Below are 20,315 nucleotides of genomic sequence, written 5' to 3'. Positions count from 1 at the left end.
GCTTCCTTGCGTCCCGATGCAAATATCGAACAAATTTACGAAAAATCGCAAAAACTGCGATTTCAACACGGTTTGTTATATTTATGTTAAAAGGCTAGTTATAGTTCTAAAGTTCTTCAAGAAATAAAATGCGAATAAATTTTGTTCGATAATTAAAAAAATAAGTTCGGTTTATCGATTGCCCTGTTTGAATTGGAATTGAGAACCATTTACATTAATTGCAATCTATGACGAAGAGTCAAAACAGGTAGGCTCCCCACCTAAGGAAAGACAGACATGACAGCAATAATTGATCAATGGCTAGCACGAGACCCCGACCCAAAGACTCGTGAAGAGCTGCAACACCTCGTGGACACAAATGATCAGCAAGAGATCAACGACCGATTTGGTTCACGCCTTGCTTTTGGTACCGCAGGATTACGAGGAAAAGTCGGCGCGGGTCCAAACCGTATGAACCGCCTCGTTATTAAGGAAACCGCAACCGGACTTGGCCACTACTTAATTGACCAGGTTGAAGACGCAGCATCACGCGGCGTTGTTATTGGATACGATGGTCGACCAGACTCAAAGCAGTTTGCGCACGATACTGCGTCTGTACTGACCGCACTTGGCATAAAGGTTTATTTGACTCATAAAGTGGCTGCAACGCCAATCGTTGCCTTTGGTGTACGTACACTGAACGCTGCCGCAGCCGTTGTCGTAACAGCAAGTCACAACCCGCCGGAATATAATGGCTTTAAAGTCTACTGGGAGAATGGTGCGCAAATTATTCCACCGCATGACTCAGGGATTGCCGCTGAAATCGACCTGGCAACGACCAAACCTCTACCGCTGATGTCGTTAGACGATGCGAAACAACAGGGATTACTGGTTTGGCTGGAAGATGACTACTACCAGAGTTATCGCCAAACCATGAACGAAAATGCGTTGCTCACACCAGATTCCAACACCGATATTTCTATCGCTTACACAGCCATGCATGGTGTCGGTGCCGATATGGCAGAGACGCTTTTGGCAGATGCCGGATTTAAGAAAGTGGCGAGTGTAACAGAGCAGCGTGAGCCGGATGGTACCTTCCCAACGGTTAACTTCCCTAACCCCGAAGAAGCCGGGGCAATGGACATGGTGATGGCACTGGGTAAATCGGTAGACGCTGATATCGCGTGTGCCAACGATCCGGATGCAGACCGTTTTGCGGTCGCGGTAAAACGCGCTGATGGTGAATACCAAATGCTGACAGGAGACCAAGTCGGCTCGCTCTTCGGTGATTACTTGCTAGAACAGCAACCAAACGCTCTGGTTGGTAATACCATTGTATCTTCTCGTCTGCTGAGCAGCATTGCTAAAGCACATGGAGCCGAGTACTACCAAACGCTGACTGGCTTCAAATGGCTGACCAACATCGCCATGGAGAAAGAAACAGAGCAACACCCATTCTTATTCGCTTACGAAGAAGCTCTGGGTTACACAGTTGGTAATAAAGTCTGGGATAAAGATGGGCTCTCCGCGATCGTTGCCTTCGCTCAGCTGACAGGAAAGCTGAAAGCTCAAGGCCAAACGCTATGGGACAAACTGGAAGCGCTTTACCGTCAGCACGGATTTTACTTCAACGCACAACGCAGTATTGCTTTGGATCCAAAATCGCCACCTATCGGTGACAAGCTACGTGCAACGCCACCAAAAGATATCGCAGGGAAAAAAGTAGCAATAACAGAAGATTTAAAAACATCCGTGAAAACGTATGACGACGGCTCTGAAGAAGCGATCGATTTACCTTCCAGTGATGTATTGATCTACCACCTCGAAGACCAATCACGCGTGATCGTTCGTCCTTCAGGCACTGAGCCTAAATTGAAATGTTACTACGAAGTCATCTCTGATTTTCCGGACAACATGAGCTATGAACAAGCCCAGCAAGCGGCAGAAGCGAAGATGAACGAGCTTATCGACGCTCACCAGAAAAGCTTGTAGAGCGTTACACCCAAAACAAAGTAAAGCCAGCAATAACGGTTTAATGCGAGTCACTCAGCAACTCATATAGGGTCATTCCAGCGAGCCTTAGCGAGACTAGGAATCTAATATCTGAGTGCTTAGAAGATAGAGAAATACCTCTGATAGAAAAGTACTCGGATAGAAGATCCTGAATCACGCTCCTTCGTCGCTGTCCGATGTATGGACTCCCTCCCCTCTGGGGAGGAGCTAAAATTTTAGTGCAAACAAAAAATTTTAATTAGGGAGCCATACATGAAAAAGTCTACAACTATTGCCATTGATTTAGAAAAAAATTCATTCCAAATTTGTAAACTAGTTAAGAATCAAGCTGTTTCTGAAAAAGCGCTGACCCGTCAGAGCTTGAAATCATGGTTACAAAAACAACCTTCATCTCATGTTGTGATGGAAGCTTGTGGCTCCGCGCATCACTGGGGGCGTTTCTGCCAAAATTTAGGGCATGACGTCAGCATCATTGCACCCAAAAACGTTACTCCTTTTAGAGCAAACCAAAAAACAGACAAAAATGATGCCCTTGCAATCGCAATTGCGTCACAGCAACCCAATGTTCATTCTGTTGGTGCGGATCACTGGTTCTGCGCGACATATTAGGCCATGCTGATATCTCGATGACAATGCGCTACGCGCACTTCGCTCCCGATCATTTATCTGAAGCGATTACCCGTAACCCTCTTAGCAATTTATAGCCTGTCGCCACAAAATTTTTAGAGCTCTGTCGCCACTAGGCAAATTTAGGGCAAAAAAGAGCCGCTATTAGCGGCTCTTAATTATTCGATTTTTCCGATATTCAGTCGATTTACTCTTTACCGAATACGTTATTCTCTTGTTCTTGTACGCGGATGAACGTCGTGCGCTTCGTTAGCTCTTTAAGCTTTGCTGCACCTACGTATGTACAGGTTGAACGCACACCTCCAAGGATGTCCTGGATAGTGCCGTGAACACTCCCGCGGTAAGGCAATAGTACGGTTTTTCCTTCAGCTGCGCGGTACTTAGCCACACCACCTGAGTGCTTATTCATAGCAGACTGAGAAGACATGCCGTAGAATTTCACTCAAAAAATACAAAAACCTTAAAAATCAAAATATTAAATAAATTTCACTGTTTATATAAACAGTACAAATCGATGAAAATAACCGACTAAAACCGACCTAAAATGACAAGTGCTGCCACAAATGCTGCCACTTTATTTGAATGAAGTTTGCTTTGTTAAATATTGATGTGGGAGAGTGATTGAGTCTCATACCAAGTATAAAACTAAATACTAAAACGACAGCGATCTTATCGCTAAGCTTCCAGCCTGCGCCGCTCATGGCAAACACACCTTTGCCCCATTCCTTCTTAGAGTATTTGCCCCAAACAAAGTGACGGCCCCCATATCACATTAGGAAATGTTATCCAAAATTGTCATTTCCAAAATTATCTAGTTACTCAAACAACCTATGGAGGTGGAGCATGGTAACTACTAATAAACAGAGAAGACACTTAGGACAAAAGAAGCCATTTAAACTTGAAGATATCTGGCGTATCCGCACACGCCTTGAGCTTGAGATAGAAGGCAACTTGATCAGTGCCGCTTGTTAAGGCCAACTAAACTGATTAATGCAACCTTCTTTTGGCTGCTGTTATTTTTCGGGGGGGAATGGCAGGTTACTAGAAGCATACTGGTTGCATTCAATCTCTAGGTAACTAAAATATACCTCAAGACTCTCGCCATTAGGTGCTCACTCTTACACCTAATTCGCTGAGCGTATTCAATAACTCTGAGTGACGTTTTTATTGTCAGTGCTGATAAGTTACGTTACTTCTCAAAATGACGCGGGGCTGTATGAAAGCACAAGTTAAAGTTGACCCAAAAGGGCGTAAGAGCGTTGTTGATGCTTGTACCGAGCCTTGTGCGATCGAAAAAGGCATGAGGATTTTGGGCTCCAAATGGAAGGGCTCCATCATCTACCATCTGAAAGATGGCCCTGTGAGATTCAATGATCTTTCAAGAATGTTGGGTGGTGCAAGTAAGAAGATGGTCGACCAGCGTCTAAAAGAACTAGAAAGTGAGAACATGGTAATACGTCGTGTGCTCAATGAAAAACCGCTGGCAGTCAGTTACGAACTCACCGAGTTTGGGCGCAGTGCGTTAACGATTCTCGATGCATTGAGAAAATGGTCAGAAAGCAACAATGTGCAACTCAAATAATGAATGTTCCGCTTAAATAGCGTGAGTGACCTTCATCACTTCCCTTTTATAACGTAGCAAGGCAACCTAAACGGTTGCCTTGTCGTATTTCAAACTGGAGGTTCAGTAGTCTAGTGTGCCACGGATAGGGTAGTGGTTTTCTGGGTTACGAATCCATGCCAAACCTCGGGTCAGTGCACCGAGCTCTGGTCTTACAAACGGGTTATTAGATAGGTCAACCACGTGTAGGTTGCCGTGCTCATTGACCACAAACAACCCCGGCTCTGCAAAGTTATGGTCGGTTTCAGCTTCGGAGCGTGGTAGCGATATGTAGAGCCCTAAAATCTTCATTTGTTGCTCAGTAAGACCATAGGCGATTGGAAAACTGATATCGAGCTTTTCTAGGTGTTGCTCCAATTGTTGCTTCGAGTCACCAGAGACAGCCAGAATATCAACGCCCGCCTCAATAAAGGCCTGTTTATAGGTCTCAATTTCATTGAGGTACTTGGTGCAAAGTGGACAGTGTTTACCACGATAGACAAAAACTGCTTGCCATGTTGCATTACCTTGAGGCTGGCCTAGCTTGACTTTGGTTCCATCCAGCTTTGTTGCCTCTAATGTAGGAAAAGCGTCACCCGCTTTGAGTTTTTGTGAGTATGTCATCTCGGCTCCTGGGGTTGAAGTCATCACTAACTAGAAAAACGATAAGATACTAAGAGACCAGTTGCAACCAGTATACTTTTAGTAACCTAGCTTTGATTCGTCTGAGCCATTAACTCAGTTAAGATCTGTTTGTAACCTTCCACTGGATGCGCACCAGAAACAGCATGTTCTCTGTTGAAAATCACTGTTGGCACACTCGATATGCCCATATTTTGCCATTGTTTCTCTGTACTACGGACTGAGCTTCGTCGCTGCACATCATCTAGCCAGCGCATTCCTTCTTCAGGGTCTAGGCCTACAGAGATGAGCTCTTGCTTTAGAATCTCACGGTCAGAGACGTCTTTCTGTTCACTGAAAAATGCGGTAAATAAACGTATCTTTAGCTCAGTCTGCTTGCCCAAGCTCTTGGCGTAATCGAGCAAAAGGTGTGCGTCAAACGTATTCACCATCTTCATGTCATCAAAGTAGTTAAACTTGAAGCCATGTTCAGTGCCAATGCTGGCGATACGAATGCGCGCGTTTTTACTTTCCTCTGCGGTACTGCCATATTTACGAGCAACGTGATCTCGAAGGTTTTCACCTTCAGCAGGCATATCCGGATTCAATTCAAAAGGCTGCCACTCGATCTCGACCCGATCTTCAATGCCAAGCTGTTTGATTGCTGCATTTAAATGGTTATATCCAATGATGCACCACGGGCAGACAACATCACTAATAATGTCGAGCTTAATTGTATTATTCATATGAGTTTCCTACTCAAAGCACTGTGCTCACGCGTCAAACAGTGCTTTGCTTTGCTATCTTTGACTAAGTTTAACGTTCGCTAGGATGCGTCCACGCAAACTTCTGGAATGGTGCATCGGGTTCAGTATGTGCCAATGCATTAGTGAAGTTTGAGATAAGCTTAGCAGCCAGACCAGTCAGCACTTCCAGCGCTTGACGTTTAGTAAATCCAGCGTCGAAGAATGCTTGCAGTTTTTCATCACCGATATGACCACGGTTATCAAGCAGTGCCTTGGTAAAATCATGCAGTACTTGTAGCTTGGCATCAGGAATGACGGTGCCTTCACGCAATGCTTCAATCACGTCATCTGGCATTTTGCCCGCCTTCATCATCCATGTATGACCAGGAACACAGTAGTGACAGTTATTTTCAAAGTTTGCGGTCATAAAGACCACCTGCTGCTCCAATGGACTGAACGTTGTGTTTTTCATAAACAGGTCGAAGGCTGTGTTGTATGCCTCGTAGGTTGCCGGCGCTTCGGCGAGAACGGCGTGCAGGTTTGGCAGCATACCGAAGCCTTTTATTGACTGAGCGACCAGTTCTTTAGACTCGTCATGGGCCGTTTCTGCATTGTAGTAAGTAAATTCAGTGCTCATGACTACCTCCTTAGAAGTGTGCGTCTAGATGGGCTTCAAAGCGAGCAAAGTCGTTCTCAATGTCTGCGTTTTTCATCACGTCGTAGCAAGCAAAGGTTGGCAGTGCCGTCATGCCAAAGAAGCGGAAGTTTGCGTGCATGTGGAACATCAAGTCATCCACACTGCGACCTTGGAATAAGTATTCGCTATCATTATTAAATGACTCTTCTGGCGCATTGAATGTGAAAGAAAGCATGTATTTGATATTGGTACAAGTGCCGCCTGTTCCATAATTTTTCTTTGGTTCTTCTGGCGTTCTGCCATCAAAGGCACAGAGCGCACCTCCCATCCCCGCAGTGAATACTTCATCCATGTATTTCTTAAAAGACCATGGGATGGTCATCCAATTGACAGGTGACTGTAGGATCACTCGATCTGCCCATTTAAAGTTCGCCAGTTGCTCGTCAACGACGATGTCATCTTGCATTGTGACAACGCGAACTTCGTGACCCTTTGATTCCAACTGGGTACGAGCTTTTTCAACTAAAGCCGCATTGAGTTTGCCTTCAGAAAATGGAGATGGTTCGTGTGCGTTAATGATTAGGACGTTACTCATGATATTAACCCTTCAATATTTGGATGTTTACAAAGCGAATAATGATTTCGCTGTCTTGCGGTTTATTATGGTTACCTGCATCTCTAGTGCAATTAGTTAACTTTTAGTAACCACCATGAAGGTCGATTAAAACAACATTAAGTCATTGTTTAATATCAGGCATTTAAAATGGAAGTAGTTCAGACATTGTGGCCGTCAGTACCTCGTTCATTGCCTTATGCCCGATGAAGTTCTGCCATATTCACCGAAACTGTAAGATCTGATATGAGCTACTACAAACACAACCAAACGGATGTTACTAAGGACCGACTGGACTAGTTTTTGGGGAGCAGGTCATTTATCTGAAGTTATCCGAACAGTGTTGTCTGAAACGCAATCCCGAACTCGAAATTGTCCAAATGTTACTTACGAATGTGATCACCGGTGTTGTGATCACCAAGCGATTCTGTCGTAACTGGTATGAAACTTTATTCCTTCACTACACTTTACCGCCATTTATCTTAAATGAATTTCATTGTGTTAAATATTGGTCTCATCTAAAGATTGGACATATAAATAGCAGCGCCAAAAAACACCACTACTCCCCTTCATAGTCATACAGACGACAGCAACCGATAAAGACCGATCCTAAACAAGAATATAAAAATACTCATTAAATACAATTACTTAGAACAATTCATTTAGTTTTTAGAGAATGCCAAAACTGTGGATTACCGCGCATAAAATTCGGTCCCCTAACTTTGACAGAGACCCTAAGACATATGTATATATATACATATGAACATCGCTCTTTATCAATTTGTGCCTAGGCAGATAAGACGCCGCAACAGAACGTTGGAAACGTGCTCCACTGCATCAGTTTTATCGACGGGGAAGCCCCACTAAAACTTAGTGGAGTGAAATATTCCCCAAACACACCCGACGTCTTGCAAACGGGCAGGGTTCGGTTTTGCTCTGAGCCGATGAAAGTGAAAGAGCAATCACGCAAGGAGAAATAACTATGACCAACAAACTCAAACGGTTTCGTTCTTATCGCTATTTGAGAACTCAATCAAAGGTAGATAAGGCAACAAAAGAACGAACACCACAAGGCATCGAACTAGAGCGAACTCGCAATCACTTCCGACGATTTCATGCACGCGAGTTCTTAACGCTGAGGTAATCGAAATGCCAGAAAACACAAATAAAGACCCAACTGGAATTTGGTTCGAAATGGACGCGGAAACCAACCGACTTCTTGAAGAATCAGCCGAAATGAACGACAGGTCGAAACGCAAAGAAGCTCGATTCCGTCTTAAAGATCACTTATCTAAGTTCGACAAACATATGAAACCTCGCGCTAAACCTTAGCGCTTTTTTTATCCAAAAAGATCCAACCTTGGGACAATAAAAGGAGAATCAACATGGATAAAGAAGATCTCATTGAGGGACAATTGACCCTCGACCAACAAACTTACGACCTTCTGAGCCAAGCGTCCAAGCGCTCTTTTCGCTCCTTAAAAAAAGAGGCTTGCCTTCGCTTAATTGACCACGTACAGCGTTTTCATCACAGCCCTCAAGATAGGCTTGATGAGGTAGTTTTCAGAACGTCCATTAAGCTCCCCATTAGGGTAAGAAAAAGCGTTGTACCGTGTCTGTATCGAGGCAGGTATAAGGTAAAAACCTTAGTTGATGAATACTCGATTCGACTAAAAGACCACTTACAGCGATATCCAACCATCTCAGCGGTTGGTGTCGTACAGGAGGAAGACCATGCTCCTTGAGTTGAGCGCGTTAATCCCTCTACTCAATACCTGCCAAAGCCAAGTTGACGCAAGCATCCTCAAACGCCTCATCGATAACGAAAGCTCTCGAAATCCCTACGCTATCGCCGTAGTCGGAGCCAAATCGGTTAACCAACCCAAAACCAAACTTGAAGCTATCCAAATCGCAACTGATTTGAAAGAAAACGGCTTTAAGTACAGTTTGGGCCTGATGCAAATCTTTAAAGAGAACTTTCCTGCCTATGGCATGACTATCGAAACCGCATTTGACGCGTGCAAAAACATTGAGGTTGGAGCGGATGTTTACGCCAAATGTTACCACCGAGCAAAAGCGCGAGCACCAAACAGGGCACACCAACAACTACTTGATGATGCCGCCTCTTGTTACTACTCCAATAACTTCCTACGAGGCTATCAGAGAGACGGAGAAAAAGGACTGAGCTACGTTGAAAAATTCAACCGAGCTAAGAAACTCCCCTCCACCATCATTTCTGAATCTTACGACTCAGCCTCTGGGTCTTCTCAACCTTCAAAACCGAACCCACTAAAGCAAGCCCATACCTGGGATGTGTTTGGTGACTTCTCTTATTAATAAGGAAACTTTAATGAAAACTCTTAATTCAAACTCGCACGTACACAGCAACCTAAAAGCAGTATTCATCGCAATGATGCTGGTTCTTTTCTGTTATCCGGCACTCGCCGCAGGTGGACTGGATGAAGCCACTAACTGGGTCGATGAAATTGCATCATGGGCATACAAACTTCTTGGTTCAGCAGTGGTGCTATACAGCATCGTCATGGTGATATTGGCTCTGATGGATAAAAAAACATGGGGCGATGTTGGCATCAGTATCACCAAAGCTGCAGGCGCTGGCGGTATCGTTGCCGCTGTCACTTACGCCTGGTCTATTTGGGGAAGCTAATCATGTATAGCGAAGAACGAGAACAATATGCCAGTTATAACTCACTGGCTCGTAAGCCCTTAATGCTTGGCATTCCTATTATCCCCCTAATAATGGGCGCTTTGCTCATGCTGATTATCGGTTGGGTTGGTCTGAGTTTCTTCGGCGTAAAAGGGCTGGTATTTCCAGCCTTTATTGCTTTAGGGCTGCTTTACATCCGCATTCGCAGCATGGAAGACAGCCGAGCCATTGATGATATGAAATGGGAGGCAAAAGGTTTCTTAACTCGCCTTCGTTGTCAATCCAACACCATTTCATTCACTTCTATCGATAACCACCCATTCAGGAGAAAACAACATGTCAGTGAATGGTTTAAAAACAATACCCATGACTGATCGACTTCCTGCTTATGGTTACCCTATCAATCGTTCAATGATCTCTTTGGACGAGTCAAAAATCATGACAACCATAAGCCTTAATGGCATTCCCTTCGAGTCAGAGTCATACAACACGCTCAAATCCTCTTTTGAGCTAGTAAAAAACATCCTCAGTACCCTTGCCAGGAAGTACGGCAGTCAGCTTGCAACGTGGACACACATCATTAAGTGCAAAGAACACTTTGAAGCAAACTACCGCTTCGAAAGTGACTTTATGCAGCGCTTTTCTGATCGCTACCTGCAAAACTTTTCCGGTGAGGATTTTTTCAGTGTTCGTTACTACATCACCTTTGTACTTAATTACAAAGGCACCTTAGCGGAAGGAGAATATGAGATCAGTGATATTATCAAGACCGTCTCAGCAGCATTGAAGCGCTTTGATTGTAAGGTGCTAGAAGTGAGTAATAACCACCGTTGTGAACATATGAGTTCCTTTCTTACTTACTCAACTACAACGACCAACCAAAACCCCTAACCTCGGAGAAAGTACGAGACTATATCGGTCATAGTGACTGGCATTTCGGTCACGATCTTCTCGAAGTTCGCAACGCCAATAACGAGGCAACGAAGTTCGCCACCTTCTTCGAGCTCGATGCGCTCCCTACAGCAACTGAAATGGGCATGTGGGACTTCATCTTGAGCCAACCAACAGAGTTTGTTCTGACTCAATCGATGATTTTCATGCAATCACTCAAAGCTCAGAAAATGATTGATAAGCAAACCAACCTTATCGAATCCAGTGACAATGCTGAACATGAGTTAGAGGAACTGAAAACAGCGCGAGATTATGTTGCCTCTGGCGTAGTCAGTTTTGGTGACTATCACGCCTCACTGGCTGTCATTGGTGATTCACCAGATAAAGTGTTAATGGATAGCGCTGACTTAAATGGTCAGTTCTTAGCAAAAGGAACGGTACTTAAACGCTCAAATCTCAAGTCGCAGTTTTCGTTTCTTAGCGCCCTTCCAGCATCGAAAGAGCGAATTAAACCCTCGCCTCGTACTATCGCTAACCTTGCTTCTACGTGGTCACTACACAACTACTCTACAGGCAAAGCATCTGGCAATCCGGTTGGTGATGGTAGTGCCATCATTCCCTTAAAAACCTTATCGAACTCCTTGTTCTATTTTAACTGTCATGCCTCTGAGGTGGGCAAGGACAATACAGGAGAGAAAAGCGCAGGACACACCTTGATCCTTGGTGCGTCTGGTTCAGGGAAAACTACGCTGGAAGCCACCCTTACTGGCTTTTTTACTCGCTTTAATCAGCAAATATTTTGTATCGATTATAAGCGCTCAACCGAGCTGTTTATCCGTGCGTTTAATGATGAATACTTCTCGATTAAGGAAGGAGAAGATACAGGTATCAACCCTTTCCAATTGGAGCATACGCCGAAACTGGTTAGCTTTTTGAACCGTCTTGTATGCCGGCTGGCACAAGATTCACAAGGTCATATCAGCGCCCATGATGAAAAAGAAATCAAAGACGCGATAGACAGCGTAATGCACTTTGACGCGCCAATGCGCGGCCTCAGTATGATGCTGCAATCCATTCAAGATCCGGACTTGCGCATGAGACTCAGTAAATGGTGTCGCAGCGAAAACGGCAAGCTCGCCTGGTGCTTAGACTCACCTCACAATCAGTTCAATCCGAAAGCAATGGAGCGCATTGGCTTTGATTCAACCTTGCTACTGGAGAAAGATTCCAGCGGCAATGTCCACCCAGCTAGTGAGCCAGTTCTTGCCTGTTTGTTCTTTTTAAAAGAGCTGATGCAAGAGTCTGGCAAGCTATTGCAAACCATCGTTGAAGAGTTCTGGATGCCAGCGAACTTCCCTCTCACCCAGGCGGTGATGAAACGGACGTTAAAAACAGGGCGTTTGATGAATGAGTTTATGGTGCTGTCGTCACAGTCACCAGAAGATGCCATTCAGTGTGAAATTTTTCCGGCCATCATCCAACAAACCGCAACCAAAGTGTATTTGCCTAACCCTGATGCAGAGTATGACGCTTACAAGCAATGTAACCTGACAAAAGGCGAGTTCACTAAACTCAAAGCGCTCGATAAACAAAGCCGAATCATGCTCATTAAGCAATCTAACACCAGTTGTTTTGCGAAACTGGATTTAGGTGGCTTTGATGAGTTTCTACCGATTATTTCAGGCTCTACCGATGACATTGTGTTGTGCGAGACCATTCGTGCAGAGGTGGGTAATGAACCTGATTTGTGGATACCTGAACTGCTAAAAAGGAGATAGCTATGCTCAAACGAACCTCGCTCGCCCTATGTATTGCACTGACACTGAACGCGTCAACACAAGCATCGGGTATCCCTGTAGTTGATGTTGCGGGTATCACTCAGATGGTGGTTGATAGTGCGCAGCGAGCACAAGAGTTTACGCAGTCGATAAACGAAGCTCGCAACCGTCTTAATCAACTTAAAAACCAGGCAGATCACTATAAGTCGATGGTGGAAGGTCACTATGGATTTGAAGAAATTCTCAGTGACCCTAACTTAAACGATGTGATCGACCTCAGCACCTACAACAATTTGTATGACGCGATTGACGATATATCCGACCTACGTTCTGAATTAGAACTTTATTCAGACGATCCAGTAATACAAAGACGCTACGATATGCAACTGAAACAATTTCGTTTTCAGGAGATGCTGTATAAACGCAGCACTGAACGCAACCAACGAATGGGTCGGCTACTCAGTCAGTTCGGAACAGCAACAACGCCAGCGGCCAAAGAAGACTTAGCTAACAGCATTAACTTTGAAACCATGCAGATGCAAAACGAGCAACGCATGATGGATTCAATATCAGACATGTTAGAGCGCCAAAAAACACTAGAAGCACAGCAGCGAAGTTTGAAACTAAAGCAGCAAGTTTTTGGCGAGGGTATCCCAATAAAAAGAGGTTAACGACATGCAATCAATCATAAAAACACTACCACTAACTTTAATCCTACTAACAGCTTGTTCTGAAGAAGCCAAAACCGTCGATTATTACTCGCAGCATTTAGATGAGGCGAAGCAAGTGCTTTCCGATTGCGAAAATGACGCACGAAATAAAGATGCCGATTGCGAAAATGCAGCTTCAGCCGTTAGCAAGGACTTGAAGAGCAATGTTTTTGGCGGAGGAATCAAGCTAAAAGAGTAATCTCTGAGGATTAGCTATGTTTGAAGATCTATTTAACTTCGTAACAACCATCGTAACTGACAACATAGGGGCGATGGTTGTTCTTTTTGCTGATGTGATAACACCTCTGATAGGTTCATTTGTGACCTTATATGCTATCCATCTTGCATATCAAATGCTCTTTGACTCAGAAAAAATAATGATCATGGAGTCTTTGAAATTCATTAGCTCACTGGCTCTTTGTACAACCGTTGCTTTTAATACTTCTTGGTACATGTCCTCTATAGTTCCAATGGTATTGCTTTCTGGAGATACGATAGCCAGTTATTTAACTGCATCCACAGGAGGAAGCGGAAGTGCGCTTCAAGAAATGTTCGAAACCATGCTTCTTCAAATAGAAAGCCTATGGGAGAACGTATCTTTTGGTGTAACCGCCTCTTGGGGAGATTCATTTCTTATGATCATCTTATTGGTACTTGTTATATTGGGATATGTACCGTTTCTGCTAATTGCTACCGCCTACTTACTGGTAGCAAAAGTGATGGTGGGATTCCTTCTTATTCTCGGGTCACTGTTTATCATGTTTGCGTTTTTTCCATCTACACGAAGCATGTTCCAGTCATGGACAGGCCAGTGTTTTAATTACGTTCTACTTACTATCGTCTATCCGCTTGCTTTCAACATTTTCAATCTGACGATCAACTATGTTGTTGGCGGCAACGAAGAGATATCTTTTGCTTCATGCTTGATGACTTTAATCCTTTTTGGTTGCTGTATTTTGATTTCCGTTCAGATCCCAGTACTAACGTCCTCTCTTTCAGGTGGTGTTGGTATCAACGGCTTAGTCAGCAATATGGGAATGGGTATGCGAAGCCTTAGTGATCTAGCAAAAGGTGGAGCGGGAGCAACCAAACGAGCAGGACAAAGCACGTATAACACAGGTAAATCCTTGTATGACCAAACCAAAAACCGAATTAGACCAGGCTAACACCACCCTCATTCTCTCACCCTATACACCACGCCGCTTTACGCGGTTTTTTTGTATCTGAAAAAGGACAGTTTATGAAGACGCTTACCCTCTTGTTGGTGGCGTGTTTGACTGTGGGTTGCTCTAGCACCCCACCGCCGCCACCGGAGCCAAAAGGCGATATCACTCCCGTTAATCCTTCCAAAGTAAACCTTGCTGATTTGTACACCCAAGGAGAAATGTCATGAGCACAACCATCGATTCTGCCTTGGAACATAATTATGCCAAGGCCGAGCAGAAACCAACCGCCAAACATCAAAAGCAAGCCGATGAATATCTCAATGAGATCAAGTTATTTGAGCAAGATCGTGTCGAGCTCGCCAAAACATCCGCTAAGACCGCATGGAAAGTCGCGACGGGCTCAGGCATTCTAGCGTTGATACTTGGTATTGCGATTGTGGTGATGATGCCGCTCAAAACTGTGGACTATCGATTGCTCTACATCGACCCACAAACAGGCATGACACAAATCGTCCAACCGCTCGCTGACGCAAGACAAATCACCTACGGCGAAGCGTTAGATAAACATTGGCTAAATCGTTATGTCATCACTCGTGGCTCTTACCAATGGCAGACGGTGCAAGATGCGTTTGATTACATCAAGCTCACCAGTCGCCATGATGTATTTAGCGCCTACAGCACACAACTGCGTGCGAAGAACTCGCCTGTTGAAGTATTCAAGGACTATAAAAAAATCCGCTTAGAAGACGTCGCGGTTTCGTTCTTGCCGACACGCCAGGACCAAATGCTCGCGCAAGTGTTTTTCACTAAAGTGGTGCTCAATAGTGACGATACCCCTGACACCAGTTTCCTGCCGACCAAATGGAGCGCAACCATCACCTTTGATTACCTCAAGGAAATCACAAAGGAATCGGAGCGCCAACTTAATCCACTTGGTTTCCGAGTCACCAGTTATCAAGAAAACAGGGTGATCCAATGATAAAACGACTTATTGTCTCTTTAGTTTGTTTGATGCCGTTCTCCAGCAGCGGCTTAACGCTGCCAAAGCACCAAGGCAAAGACCGCCGCATTGTGTATGCCGACTATGATCCTAGCGATGTGATTGCGATACGCACCAAAGTGGGAGTCGCAACACTCATTCAGCTCGATAGAAATGAAACCATCGTTGGGGAACATGCTGGTTTAGGGATGGGTGACGCCGCCGCGTGGGGGTTTAATGTTCGCGGTAATAATGTCTTTTTTAAACCGCAAGCCAAGCAGCCCAATACCAACTTAACCATCGTAAGCGATTTAGGACGCACCTACTCATTCGAACTGTTCACCAACCAACAGCCGTTCTACGTGGTGAAAATGCGTTATCCAAAACCGAAGAAAGCCAACACCTCCCCTCTCAAAGCACCTTGTACCGATGGTAATTACAACTTCCGTTACGTTAAGTGGGGTGATGAAGAATTGGCTCCTGCCTATGCGTGGGACGATGGGCGATTCACCTGCATGAAGTTTTCTAAAAATGCAGAACTGCCTGTGATTTACCAAATCAACCCCGATGGCAAAGAGTCTTTAGTGAACTACCACATTGAGCAAGACACCATCGTGATCCACTCGGTTGCCAACGAATACCGTTTGCGCCTTGGCGAACGTGTCTTGGGGATCCTTTCCCACTTTGTCGAGTTTGCTGGCCATAACCCAAAAGCGAGCTCGATTAAAGCGACTCGTGTGATCAAGGAGGATGAGTCATGAGTGATAACAACACCATCCCAAGCGCTTATGAGAGTGCAGACCTTGACCGTGGCGATCTCACGGTCAGCGGTCGCAAGAAGAAAAACAAAGCGACCATTGTCATCGCTTTGGTGATCTTAGCCTTAGTGGTCGTCGCTGTTGGTGTTCTTTTTGCTATAAATCGATTCCGTGCAGCGGAATTAGAAGAGCAACCAATGCAGCCAGATGCCAGTGCCGAAGTGGTTGGCGTTGAAAAAGGCACTGTTGGTAACGACAGCGCTTGGTTTGAGAAAGCGAAACGTGAACACGAAAAGGTCAAGGCGCAGCAGGAACGAGCCAAAAAATGGAAACGAGAGCAAGAGCTCAAGCAAGCCAAGTCTGAAGCTGAGCAACACAAACCTGTCACTGTCACTAAAACGGGCGTTCCTGAGCCCACCGTAGCGCCAAAACCTTCCACAACTTCGAAGCAAGACAAAAACGCGCCACCGACACCACAAGAGCGCCGTTTGATGGGTGGTCTCATGGTCAATGTAGACAGTGGCAACGCTGCAAGCTACCAAAGCAGTGCCGACTCTGCCACTTATGACAATAGCTATGACGCCCCTACCTTTGCGATGGGTCGTGCCTCTAAACGTAAGCAAGGGAGTTTAGACTTTCTGTTGAAACACGGCTCTATCATTCCTTGTGCGCTATACAGTCAGATTATTTCTGACTATCAAGGCATCGTAACCTGCCGCGTCACTCAGGATGTATACAGTGCCAATGGTAAAGCGTTACTGGTCGAACGAGGTTCACTACTGACGGGGTCGCAAAACGTTCAGTTAGAAGCTGGGAAAAATCGTTTATTCACCACATGGGCTGATATCGAGACACCCAACGGGATCTCTATTCGCATCGATTCACTTGGCGCGGATCGTCTTGGCGCCAGTGGTAATGAGGCTTGGATAGACAATCACTTTAAAGAGCGCTTTGGGGGAGCGATCTTACTTTCCTTCCTCGATGATGCATTTGGCGCCCTGGCAGATAAAGCTGCATCCTCTAATGGTGACATTACCTTTGACAGCTCTACCGAGAATGCCAGTAACATGGCTGAAAAAGCGCTAGAAAGCTCCATCAATATCTCGCCAACGGGCTACACCAAGATAGGTCAACGCATCAACATCATTGTCGCCCGTGACATTGATATGTCGAGTGTGTACACATTCGAATAGCCGCCCATCTGGTTGGTCTGATAGATAACATTAATGATCTATAAGTAAAAATTTAGACCCGACAGGCCAACCACCTTCCTATCCAACTTCACCCCAACGCCCTTGCTCATGCCTCCCTGCACTTCGTCAGTTATTGGCTAGAGGTACAAAAAGAAATTGAGCAGCGGAGGACATTCAACATCGAAGAGGATCATCATGAACACCATCGATAAGGCCGCAACCGTCAATCAACTATTAAGCATGACCGGGCTGCGCTACTACCTAGACTTAGAAGGGCTTACCGAGATCGCCATTAATCGCCCTAATGAGGTGTGGTTTGACCGTGGCAACGGTTGGGAGAGTGACGCGATCCCAAACTTATCATTGAGTATGTGCAGCAATCTCGCGAAAGCCTTAGCCACCTTCGCGGGGCTGACCATTCCCCTTGGTGAAGCAAACCCGGTCGTTTCAGTCATTTTTCCCGATGGCGAACGAGGTCAGATTGCAATCCCACCTGCGACTGAAAACGGCATTGTCAGCATGACCATCCGAAAACCCTCCCTGACGCGATTCTCCCTTTCGAGCTATCAACAAAGTGGGCGGTTCGCAGGCTTTAGAGAAATGGATGTGAGCCATGTTGAATTAACACTGGTTCAAGAACAGCTTCTCACGCTCAAGCAAGCTGGCGATATAGCGAAGTTTTTTAGCCTGGCAGTAAAGAGCAGGCTCAATATTTTATTGGTTGGCGGTACTGGTTCAGGCAAAACCACAGTGATGAAGGCCATGGTGGATGAATACCCAACCGATAAGCGACTCTTCACGATTGAGGATGTGCACGAGCTGGATTTACCTCACCACCCGAATCACCTTCATTTGTTTTACAAACAAGGCGGGTTAACACCCAAACTAATCATCGAGTCTTGTATGCGAATGAAGCCCGATCATGTTTTGTTGGCCGAGTTGCGCGGTGATGAGGCATGGACATACCTTGAAATGCTCAATACCGGACACGAAGGCTCGATCACCACCATTCACGCCAACGACTGTTACTCAACACCCGCACGCCTGGCGGGGTTGGTCAAACAATCTGAGGTCGGCCAGACATTGGATTATGAACACATCATGCGAACCATTCGAACCAGCATTGATGTGATTGCCTTTTTCAAACACACTCACCTTGTCGAGCTCTACTACGACCCCGTCGAGAAGAATCGACTGTTAAGCGAGGGCTAATTATGGCGCTATCCAAAATGAAAAAGGGAGCATTGTTCGCAATGTTCCTTTTTTTTACCCTACTGTGCTTTTTTGGTGGTTTGTATGGCGGCGGCGCTGCCTATTACAAGCTTACCAGTATCTCGTTAGATCACCTGACTTATCACAGCCTCTTTGACCAGTGGCAAGCCTACAGCCACAACCCTGAAATCAAGAAATTCCTGGTGATGGGTGTGACAGTCAGTATTGCCATTACTTTACTCCCGACACTGATAGCTATCGTGATCGCCATTGCGAGCCAAAAGAGAGAAGAGATCCACGGTAGTGCGAAATTTGCGACCGATATGGATTTGGTGAACTCCGGCCTTTTCCCTAACCCCAAAGCAAAAAAAAGGAAGCCAAGCATCCTATTAGGCAAGATGCCAAAGGGACGCTTCAAAGGGCGCTTCATCGAGCTTGCGAGCTCACAGTTTGTTGAAGTACCAGCCCCAACACGAAGCGGTAAAGGCGTCGGCATCGTTATCCCTAACTGTGTGACTTACCCTGACTCATTGGTTTGCGTGGACATTAAGTTCGAGAACTTAGTGAAAAGTGGTGGGTTTCGCCAACAGTGCGGCCAGGACGTTTTCATGTTTGCGCCAGATGGTTTTGCAGTAGATGAACAAGCTCGAGAGCGCGAAGAGCTGCGTACCCACCGTTGGAACCCCTACGACTATGTTCGCCGAAGTCAAATATTTCGGGTGGGCGATGTGCTGAACATTGCTAACAGCTTATACCCAGTTTCTGGGGATAAGAGTGATATTTGGAATGAACTGGCAGGTAAATTGTTTAAGGGGATCAGTTGTTGGATGCTCGATACGGAGTCCATCACAGGTATCGCGCCCTCTTTACCTTACGTGCTGAGTCTTGGCGGTATCGATGGAGGCCTCAGAGCTTGGATGCGCCGAGAGCTAAAAAACGACTACATCTCGGACGATGCGCGTTTTGAATTCAATAATTGCTTATCGATGGCCGAAGAGACGTATTCGAGCGTCGAAAGTAATCTGCTCAGTCCACTAGCTATATTCAGCGACCGCGTCACAGCGGCAGCGGTTAGCGGCTCTGATTTTGATTTTCGTGAGCTTCGCAAGCAGCGAATGACCATCTATGTCGGTTGCCAACCTGCCAACCTCAAAAACTTTGGCAAGCTGTTCAACTTATTCTTCGAACAGCTAATTTCAGAAAATACCCGCACCCTACCTGAGCATGACGACACTCTGAAATATCAATGTTTGGGACTGCTCGATGAGTTCACTGCCCTTGGCCGAGTGAAACAAATCGAAAAAGCGATCAGCTATACCGCTGGTTATAACCTGCGATTTTTAACCATCTACCAAGACGAAGGCCAGCTCGAAGAAGTGTATGGCCGAGAGAACGCGAAGAACATTCGTAAGAACCACGGCGTCAAGGTGGTCTACCCACCGAAAGAAGTGGACGACAACGTTCGTCTACTCTCTGATACCTTGGGCACTAAAACAGTGAAAAAGCGTAAAGTCAGCCGCAGTACGGGCAAGAGCTCAAGCCGAACGACCAGTGAAGATGAGCTTAAACGCCCGTTGATGATGCCGCATGAAATCGTTGAGCTTGGTTTCGAAAAGCACCCCAAAGCAAAAAACATCGGTATCAAGACACTGATTTTGAAAGAGAACCAACGCCCCTTCATCGCAGAGAAAATCATTTACTTTGAAGAGCCTGTGTTCGCTGAGCGAGTGAAATATTCCGAAGCGAATATCCCTGAAATCCCTCTCCTTAACTTACATTGAGGAACTTCCCATGAAACATAAACTCTTTATGGCCGCTATCACAGCGGCTTTTTTATTACCTGTTCAACCCACTTACGCCGCAAGCGACGATGAATGTGCGATTTGGCTCTGCCTGCCTACAGGCTTTCCAGGTGGTTGCAGTGGCGCTAAGAAAGCGTTCGTTAAGCGGATCAAAAAGTTTAAGCCACCATTACCTAACTTCACATCCTGCTTGTTTTCCGGTGATGTACCTCATGGCAGCCCTAGCGGTTCAGACATAAGCGCAAAAGATGGTCTTGCGGCTTACATCCCTCCACAAAAAGTCTGTGTTCGGTGGCACGAGCGAAATGATTGGCGTTAATGC

At 45.5% G+C, this 20,315-nt stretch carries 22 protein-coding genes and 4 pseudogenes; 21 read left to right on the top strand and 5 right to left on the bottom strand.

Features of this window, described 5'->3' with window-relative positions:
* Positions 1-276 precede the first annotated feature (276 nt).
* The 3 genes and pseudogenes from RXX31_RS16500 to RXX31_RS16490 all read left to right on the top strand — a co-directional run.
* Positions 277-1,971, top strand: coding sequence for a phospho-sugar mutase (locus tag RXX31_RS16500; RefSeq protein WP_317590698.1), 1,695 nt, complete (start codon positions 277-279; stop codon positions 1,969-1,971).
* A 273-nt stretch (positions 1,972-2,244) separates the two neighbouring features.
* On the top strand, positions 2,245-2,601 hold the full coding sequence (locus tag RXX31_RS16495) for an IS110 family transposase (RefSeq protein WP_317590697.1): 357 nt from the start codon (positions 2,245-2,247) through the stop codon (positions 2,599-2,601).
* Positions 2,580-2,696: pseudogene (locus RXX31_RS16490) on the top strand (site-specific integrase); the annotation flags it as partial. The gene RXX31_RS16495 and the pseudogene RXX31_RS16490, both read left to right, overlap by 22 nt.
* A gap of 110 nt (positions 2,697-2,806) precedes the next feature.
* Here RXX31_RS16490 and RXX31_RS16485 read toward each other — a convergent pair.
* Positions 2,807-3,061, bottom strand: a pseudogene (locus RXX31_RS16485) (IMP dehydrogenase); the annotation flags it as partial.
* Positions 3,062-3,462: 401 nt separating this feature from the next.
* Here RXX31_RS16485 and RXX31_RS16480 point away from each other — a divergent pair.
* Both RXX31_RS16480 and RXX31_RS16475 read left to right on the top strand, forming a co-directional pair.
* A pseudogene (locus RXX31_RS16480) lies at positions 3,463-3,585 on the top strand (integrase); the annotation flags it as partial.
* A gap of 250 nt (positions 3,586-3,835) precedes the next feature.
* Positions 3,836-4,201, top strand: a complete 366-nt coding sequence (locus RXX31_RS16475; protein ID WP_041155148.1) for a winged helix-turn-helix transcriptional regulator — start codon at positions 3,836-3,838, stop codon at positions 4,199-4,201.
* A 102-nt stretch (positions 4,202-4,303) separates the two neighbouring features.
* On the opposite strand, the gene RXX31_RS16470 is transcribed toward RXX31_RS16475, so the two are convergent.
* The 4 genes from RXX31_RS16470 to RXX31_RS16455 form a co-directional block, all read right to left on the bottom strand.
* The gene (locus tag RXX31_RS16470; protein WP_317590696.1) at positions 4,304-4,843 is read right to left on the bottom strand and encodes a peroxiredoxin family protein; all 540 of its coding nucleotides are present in this window, start codon (positions 4,841-4,843) and stop codon (positions 4,304-4,306) included.
* An 86-nt stretch (positions 4,844-4,929) separates the two neighbouring features.
* Positions 4,930-5,586 (bottom strand): DsbA family oxidoreductase, encoded by a 657-nt coding sequence (locus RXX31_RS16465; protein ID WP_069522893.1) that lies wholly within the window; start codon positions 5,584-5,586, stop codon positions 4,930-4,932.
* 70 nt (positions 5,587-5,656) lie between these two features.
* Positions 5,657-6,223 (bottom strand): carboxymuconolactone decarboxylase family protein, encoded by a 567-nt coding sequence (locus RXX31_RS16460; RefSeq protein WP_317590694.1) that lies wholly within the window; start codon positions 6,221-6,223, stop codon positions 5,657-5,659.
* 10 nt (positions 6,224-6,233) lie between these two features.
* Positions 6,234-6,818 carry an NAD(P)H-dependent oxidoreductase gene (locus tag RXX31_RS16455; protein WP_317590693.1) on the bottom strand — a complete coding sequence of 195 codons (585 nt, stop codon included), beginning with the start codon at positions 6,816-6,818 and terminating at the stop codon, positions 6,234-6,236.
* Between the two features lie 1,000 nt (positions 6,819-7,818).
* Between RXX31_RS16455 and RXX31_RS16450 the strand changes: the two genes are divergently transcribed.
* From RXX31_RS16450 to RXX31_RS16375, 16 genes and pseudogenes are all read left to right on the top strand, one after another.
* The gene (locus RXX31_RS16450; protein ID WP_196769736.1) at positions 7,819-7,980 is read left to right on the top strand and encodes a hypothetical protein; all 162 of its coding nucleotides are present in this window, start codon (positions 7,819-7,821) and stop codon (positions 7,978-7,980) included.
* A 5-nt stretch (positions 7,981-7,985) separates the two neighbouring features.
* Complete coding sequence (locus tag RXX31_RS16445) at positions 7,986-8,168, top strand: TraY domain-containing protein (protein WP_065300914.1); 183 nt, start codon at positions 7,986-7,988, stop codon at positions 8,166-8,168.
* Positions 8,169-8,221: 53 nt separating this feature from the next.
* On the top strand, positions 8,222-8,581 hold the full coding sequence (locus RXX31_RS16440; RefSeq protein ID WP_065300913.1) for a TraY domain-containing protein: 360 nt from the start codon (positions 8,222-8,224) through the stop codon (positions 8,579-8,581).
* Positions 8,571-9,173 (top strand): lytic transglycosylase domain-containing protein, encoded by a 603-nt coding sequence (locus tag RXX31_RS16435; protein WP_317590692.1) that lies wholly within the window; start codon positions 8,571-8,573, stop codon positions 9,171-9,173. The genes RXX31_RS16440 and RXX31_RS16435 overlap by 11 nt, the downstream gene beginning before the upstream one ends.
* A gap of 13 nt (positions 9,174-9,186) precedes the next feature.
* Positions 9,187-9,504, top strand: coding sequence for a conjugal transfer protein (locus RXX31_RS16430; RefSeq protein ID WP_317590691.1), 318 nt, complete (start codon positions 9,187-9,189; stop codon positions 9,502-9,504).
* A 2-nt stretch (positions 9,505-9,506) separates the two neighbouring features.
* Complete coding sequence (locus RXX31_RS16425; protein WP_317590690.1) at positions 9,507-9,878, top strand: conjugal transfer protein TraD; 372 nt, start codon at positions 9,507-9,509, stop codon at positions 9,876-9,878.
* Positions 9,841-12,173 (top strand): annotated as a pseudogene (locus tag RXX31_RS16420) (conjugal transfer protein TraE). The gene RXX31_RS16425 and the pseudogene RXX31_RS16420 overlap by 38 nt, the downstream one beginning before the upstream one ends.
* A 2-nt stretch (positions 12,174-12,175) precedes the next feature.
* Positions 12,176-12,844: a type IV secretion system protein gene (locus RXX31_RS16415; RefSeq protein ID WP_317590689.1), complete on the top strand. Its 669-nt coding sequence runs from the start codon at positions 12,176-12,178 to the stop codon at positions 12,842-12,844.
* Positions 12,845-12,848: 4 nt separating this feature from the next.
* Complete coding sequence (locus RXX31_RS16410) at positions 12,849-13,082, top strand: EexN family lipoprotein (protein ID WP_317590688.1); 234 nt, start codon at positions 12,849-12,851, stop codon at positions 13,080-13,082.
* A 16-nt stretch (positions 13,083-13,098) separates the two neighbouring features.
* Complete coding sequence (locus tag RXX31_RS16405) at positions 13,099-14,049, top strand: type IV secretion system protein (protein ID WP_317590687.1); 951 nt, start codon at positions 13,099-13,101, stop codon at positions 14,047-14,049.
* Positions 14,050-14,272: 223 nt separating this feature from the next.
* A complete protein-coding gene (locus RXX31_RS16400) occupies positions 14,273-15,028 on the top strand; it encodes a virB8 family protein (protein ID WP_317590686.1) in 756 nt (251 codons plus the stop codon).
* Entirely contained in the window at positions 15,025-15,789 is a 765-nt protein-coding gene (locus RXX31_RS16395) for a TrbG/VirB9 family P-type conjugative transfer protein (protein ID WP_317590685.1), read from the top strand. Before RXX31_RS16400 ends, RXX31_RS16395 begins: the two co-directional genes overlap by 4 nt.
* Positions 15,786-16,979: a type IV secretion system protein VirB10 gene (gene virB10, locus RXX31_RS16390; protein ID WP_317590684.1), complete on the top strand. Its 1,194-nt coding sequence runs from the start codon at positions 15,786-15,788 to the stop codon at positions 16,977-16,979. Before RXX31_RS16395 ends, virB10 begins: the two co-directional genes overlap by 4 nt.
* A 195-nt stretch (positions 16,980-17,174) precedes the next feature.
* Positions 17,175-18,191 (top strand): P-type DNA transfer ATPase VirB11, encoded by a 1,017-nt coding sequence (gene virB11, locus RXX31_RS16385; protein ID WP_317590683.1) that lies wholly within the window; start codon positions 17,175-17,177, stop codon positions 18,189-18,191.
* A gap of 41 nt (positions 18,192-18,232) precedes the next feature.
* Positions 18,233-19,972: a type IV secretory system conjugative DNA transfer family protein gene (locus RXX31_RS16380; protein WP_317590682.1), complete on the top strand. Its 1,740-nt coding sequence runs from the start codon at positions 18,233-18,235 to the stop codon at positions 19,970-19,972.
* Between the two features lie 10 nt (positions 19,973-19,982).
* Positions 19,983-20,312 (top strand): hypothetical protein, encoded by a 330-nt coding sequence (locus RXX31_RS16375; RefSeq protein ID WP_317590681.1) that lies wholly within the window; start codon positions 19,983-19,985, stop codon positions 20,310-20,312.
* Positions 20,313-20,315: the final 3 nt, after the last annotated feature.

The organism is Vibrio sp. EA2, assembly GCF_033042495.1.
GTDB lineage: Bacteria > Pseudomonadota > Gammaproteobacteria > Enterobacterales > Vibrionaceae > Vibrio.
Note: the sequence above shows the minus strand (reverse complement) of the source record. Positions and strands in the feature narration are given on the sequence as shown.

Excerpts from the sequence above, each read along its gene's own strand:
- RXX31_RS16495 (WP_317590697.1), top strand. The coding sequence starts at position 2,245 with ATGAAAAAGTCTACAACTATTGCCATTGATTTAGAAAAAAATTCATTC.
- RXX31_RS16465 (WP_069522893.1), bottom strand. The coding sequence starts at position 5,586 with ATGAATAATACAATTAAGCTCGACATTATTAGTGATGTTGTCTGCCCG.
- RXX31_RS16430 (WP_317590691.1), top strand. The coding sequence starts at position 9,187 with ATGAAAACTCTTAATTCAAACTCGCACGTACACAGCAACCTAAAAGCA.
- RXX31_RS16460 (WP_317590694.1), bottom strand. The coding sequence starts at position 6,223 with ATGAGCACTGAATTTACTTACTACAATGCAGAAACGGCCCATGACGAG.
- RXX31_RS16410 (WP_317590688.1), top strand. The coding sequence starts at position 12,849 with ATGCAATCAATCATAAAAACACTACCACTAACTTTAATCCTACTAACA.
- RXX31_RS16455 (WP_317590693.1), bottom strand. The coding sequence starts at position 6,818 with ATGAGTAACGTCCTAATCATTAACGCACACGAACCATCTCCATTTTCT.
- RXX31_RS16405 (WP_317590687.1), top strand. The coding sequence starts at position 13,099 with ATGTTTGAAGATCTATTTAACTTCGTAACAACCATCGTAACTGACAAC.
- RXX31_RS16435 (WP_317590692.1), top strand. The coding sequence starts at position 8,571 with ATGCTCCTTGAGTTGAGCGCGTTAATCCCTCTACTCAATACCTGCCAA.
- RXX31_RS16470 (WP_317590696.1), bottom strand. The coding sequence starts at position 4,843 with ATGACATACTCACAAAAACTCAAAGCGGGTGACGCTTTTCCTACATTA.
- RXX31_RS16500 (WP_317590698.1), top strand. The coding sequence starts at position 277 with ATGACAGCAATAATTGATCAATGGCTAGCACGAGACCCCGACCCAAAG.
- RXX31_RS16425 (WP_317590690.1), top strand. The coding sequence starts at position 9,507 with ATGTATAGCGAAGAACGAGAACAATATGCCAGTTATAACTCACTGGCT.
- virB10 (WP_317590684.1), top strand. The coding sequence starts at position 15,786 with ATGAGTGATAACAACACCATCCCAAGCGCTTATGAGAGTGCAGACCTT.
- RXX31_RS16450 (WP_196769736.1), top strand. The coding sequence starts at position 7,819 with ATGACCAACAAACTCAAACGGTTTCGTTCTTATCGCTATTTGAGAACT.
- RXX31_RS16395 (WP_317590685.1), top strand. The coding sequence starts at position 15,025 with ATGATAAAACGACTTATTGTCTCTTTAGTTTGTTTGATGCCGTTCTCC.
- RXX31_RS16440 (WP_065300913.1), top strand. The coding sequence starts at position 8,222 with ATGGATAAAGAAGATCTCATTGAGGGACAATTGACCCTCGACCAACAA.
- RXX31_RS16400 (WP_317590686.1), top strand. The coding sequence starts at position 14,273 with ATGAGCACAACCATCGATTCTGCCTTGGAACATAATTATGCCAAGGCC.
- RXX31_RS16415 (WP_317590689.1), top strand. The coding sequence starts at position 12,176 with ATGCTCAAACGAACCTCGCTCGCCCTATGTATTGCACTGACACTGAAC.
- RXX31_RS16380 (WP_317590682.1), top strand. The coding sequence starts at position 18,233 with ATGTTCCTTTTTTTTACCCTACTGTGCTTTTTTGGTGGTTTGTATGGC.
- virB11 (WP_317590683.1), top strand. The coding sequence starts at position 17,175 with ATGAACACCATCGATAAGGCCGCAACCGTCAATCAACTATTAAGCATG.
- RXX31_RS16475 (WP_041155148.1), top strand. The coding sequence starts at position 3,836 with ATGAAAGCACAAGTTAAAGTTGACCCAAAAGGGCGTAAGAGCGTTGTT.
- RXX31_RS16445 (WP_065300914.1), top strand. The coding sequence starts at position 7,986 with ATGCCAGAAAACACAAATAAAGACCCAACTGGAATTTGGTTCGAAATG.
- RXX31_RS16375 (WP_317590681.1), top strand. The coding sequence starts at position 19,983 with ATGAAACATAAACTCTTTATGGCCGCTATCACAGCGGCTTTTTTATTA.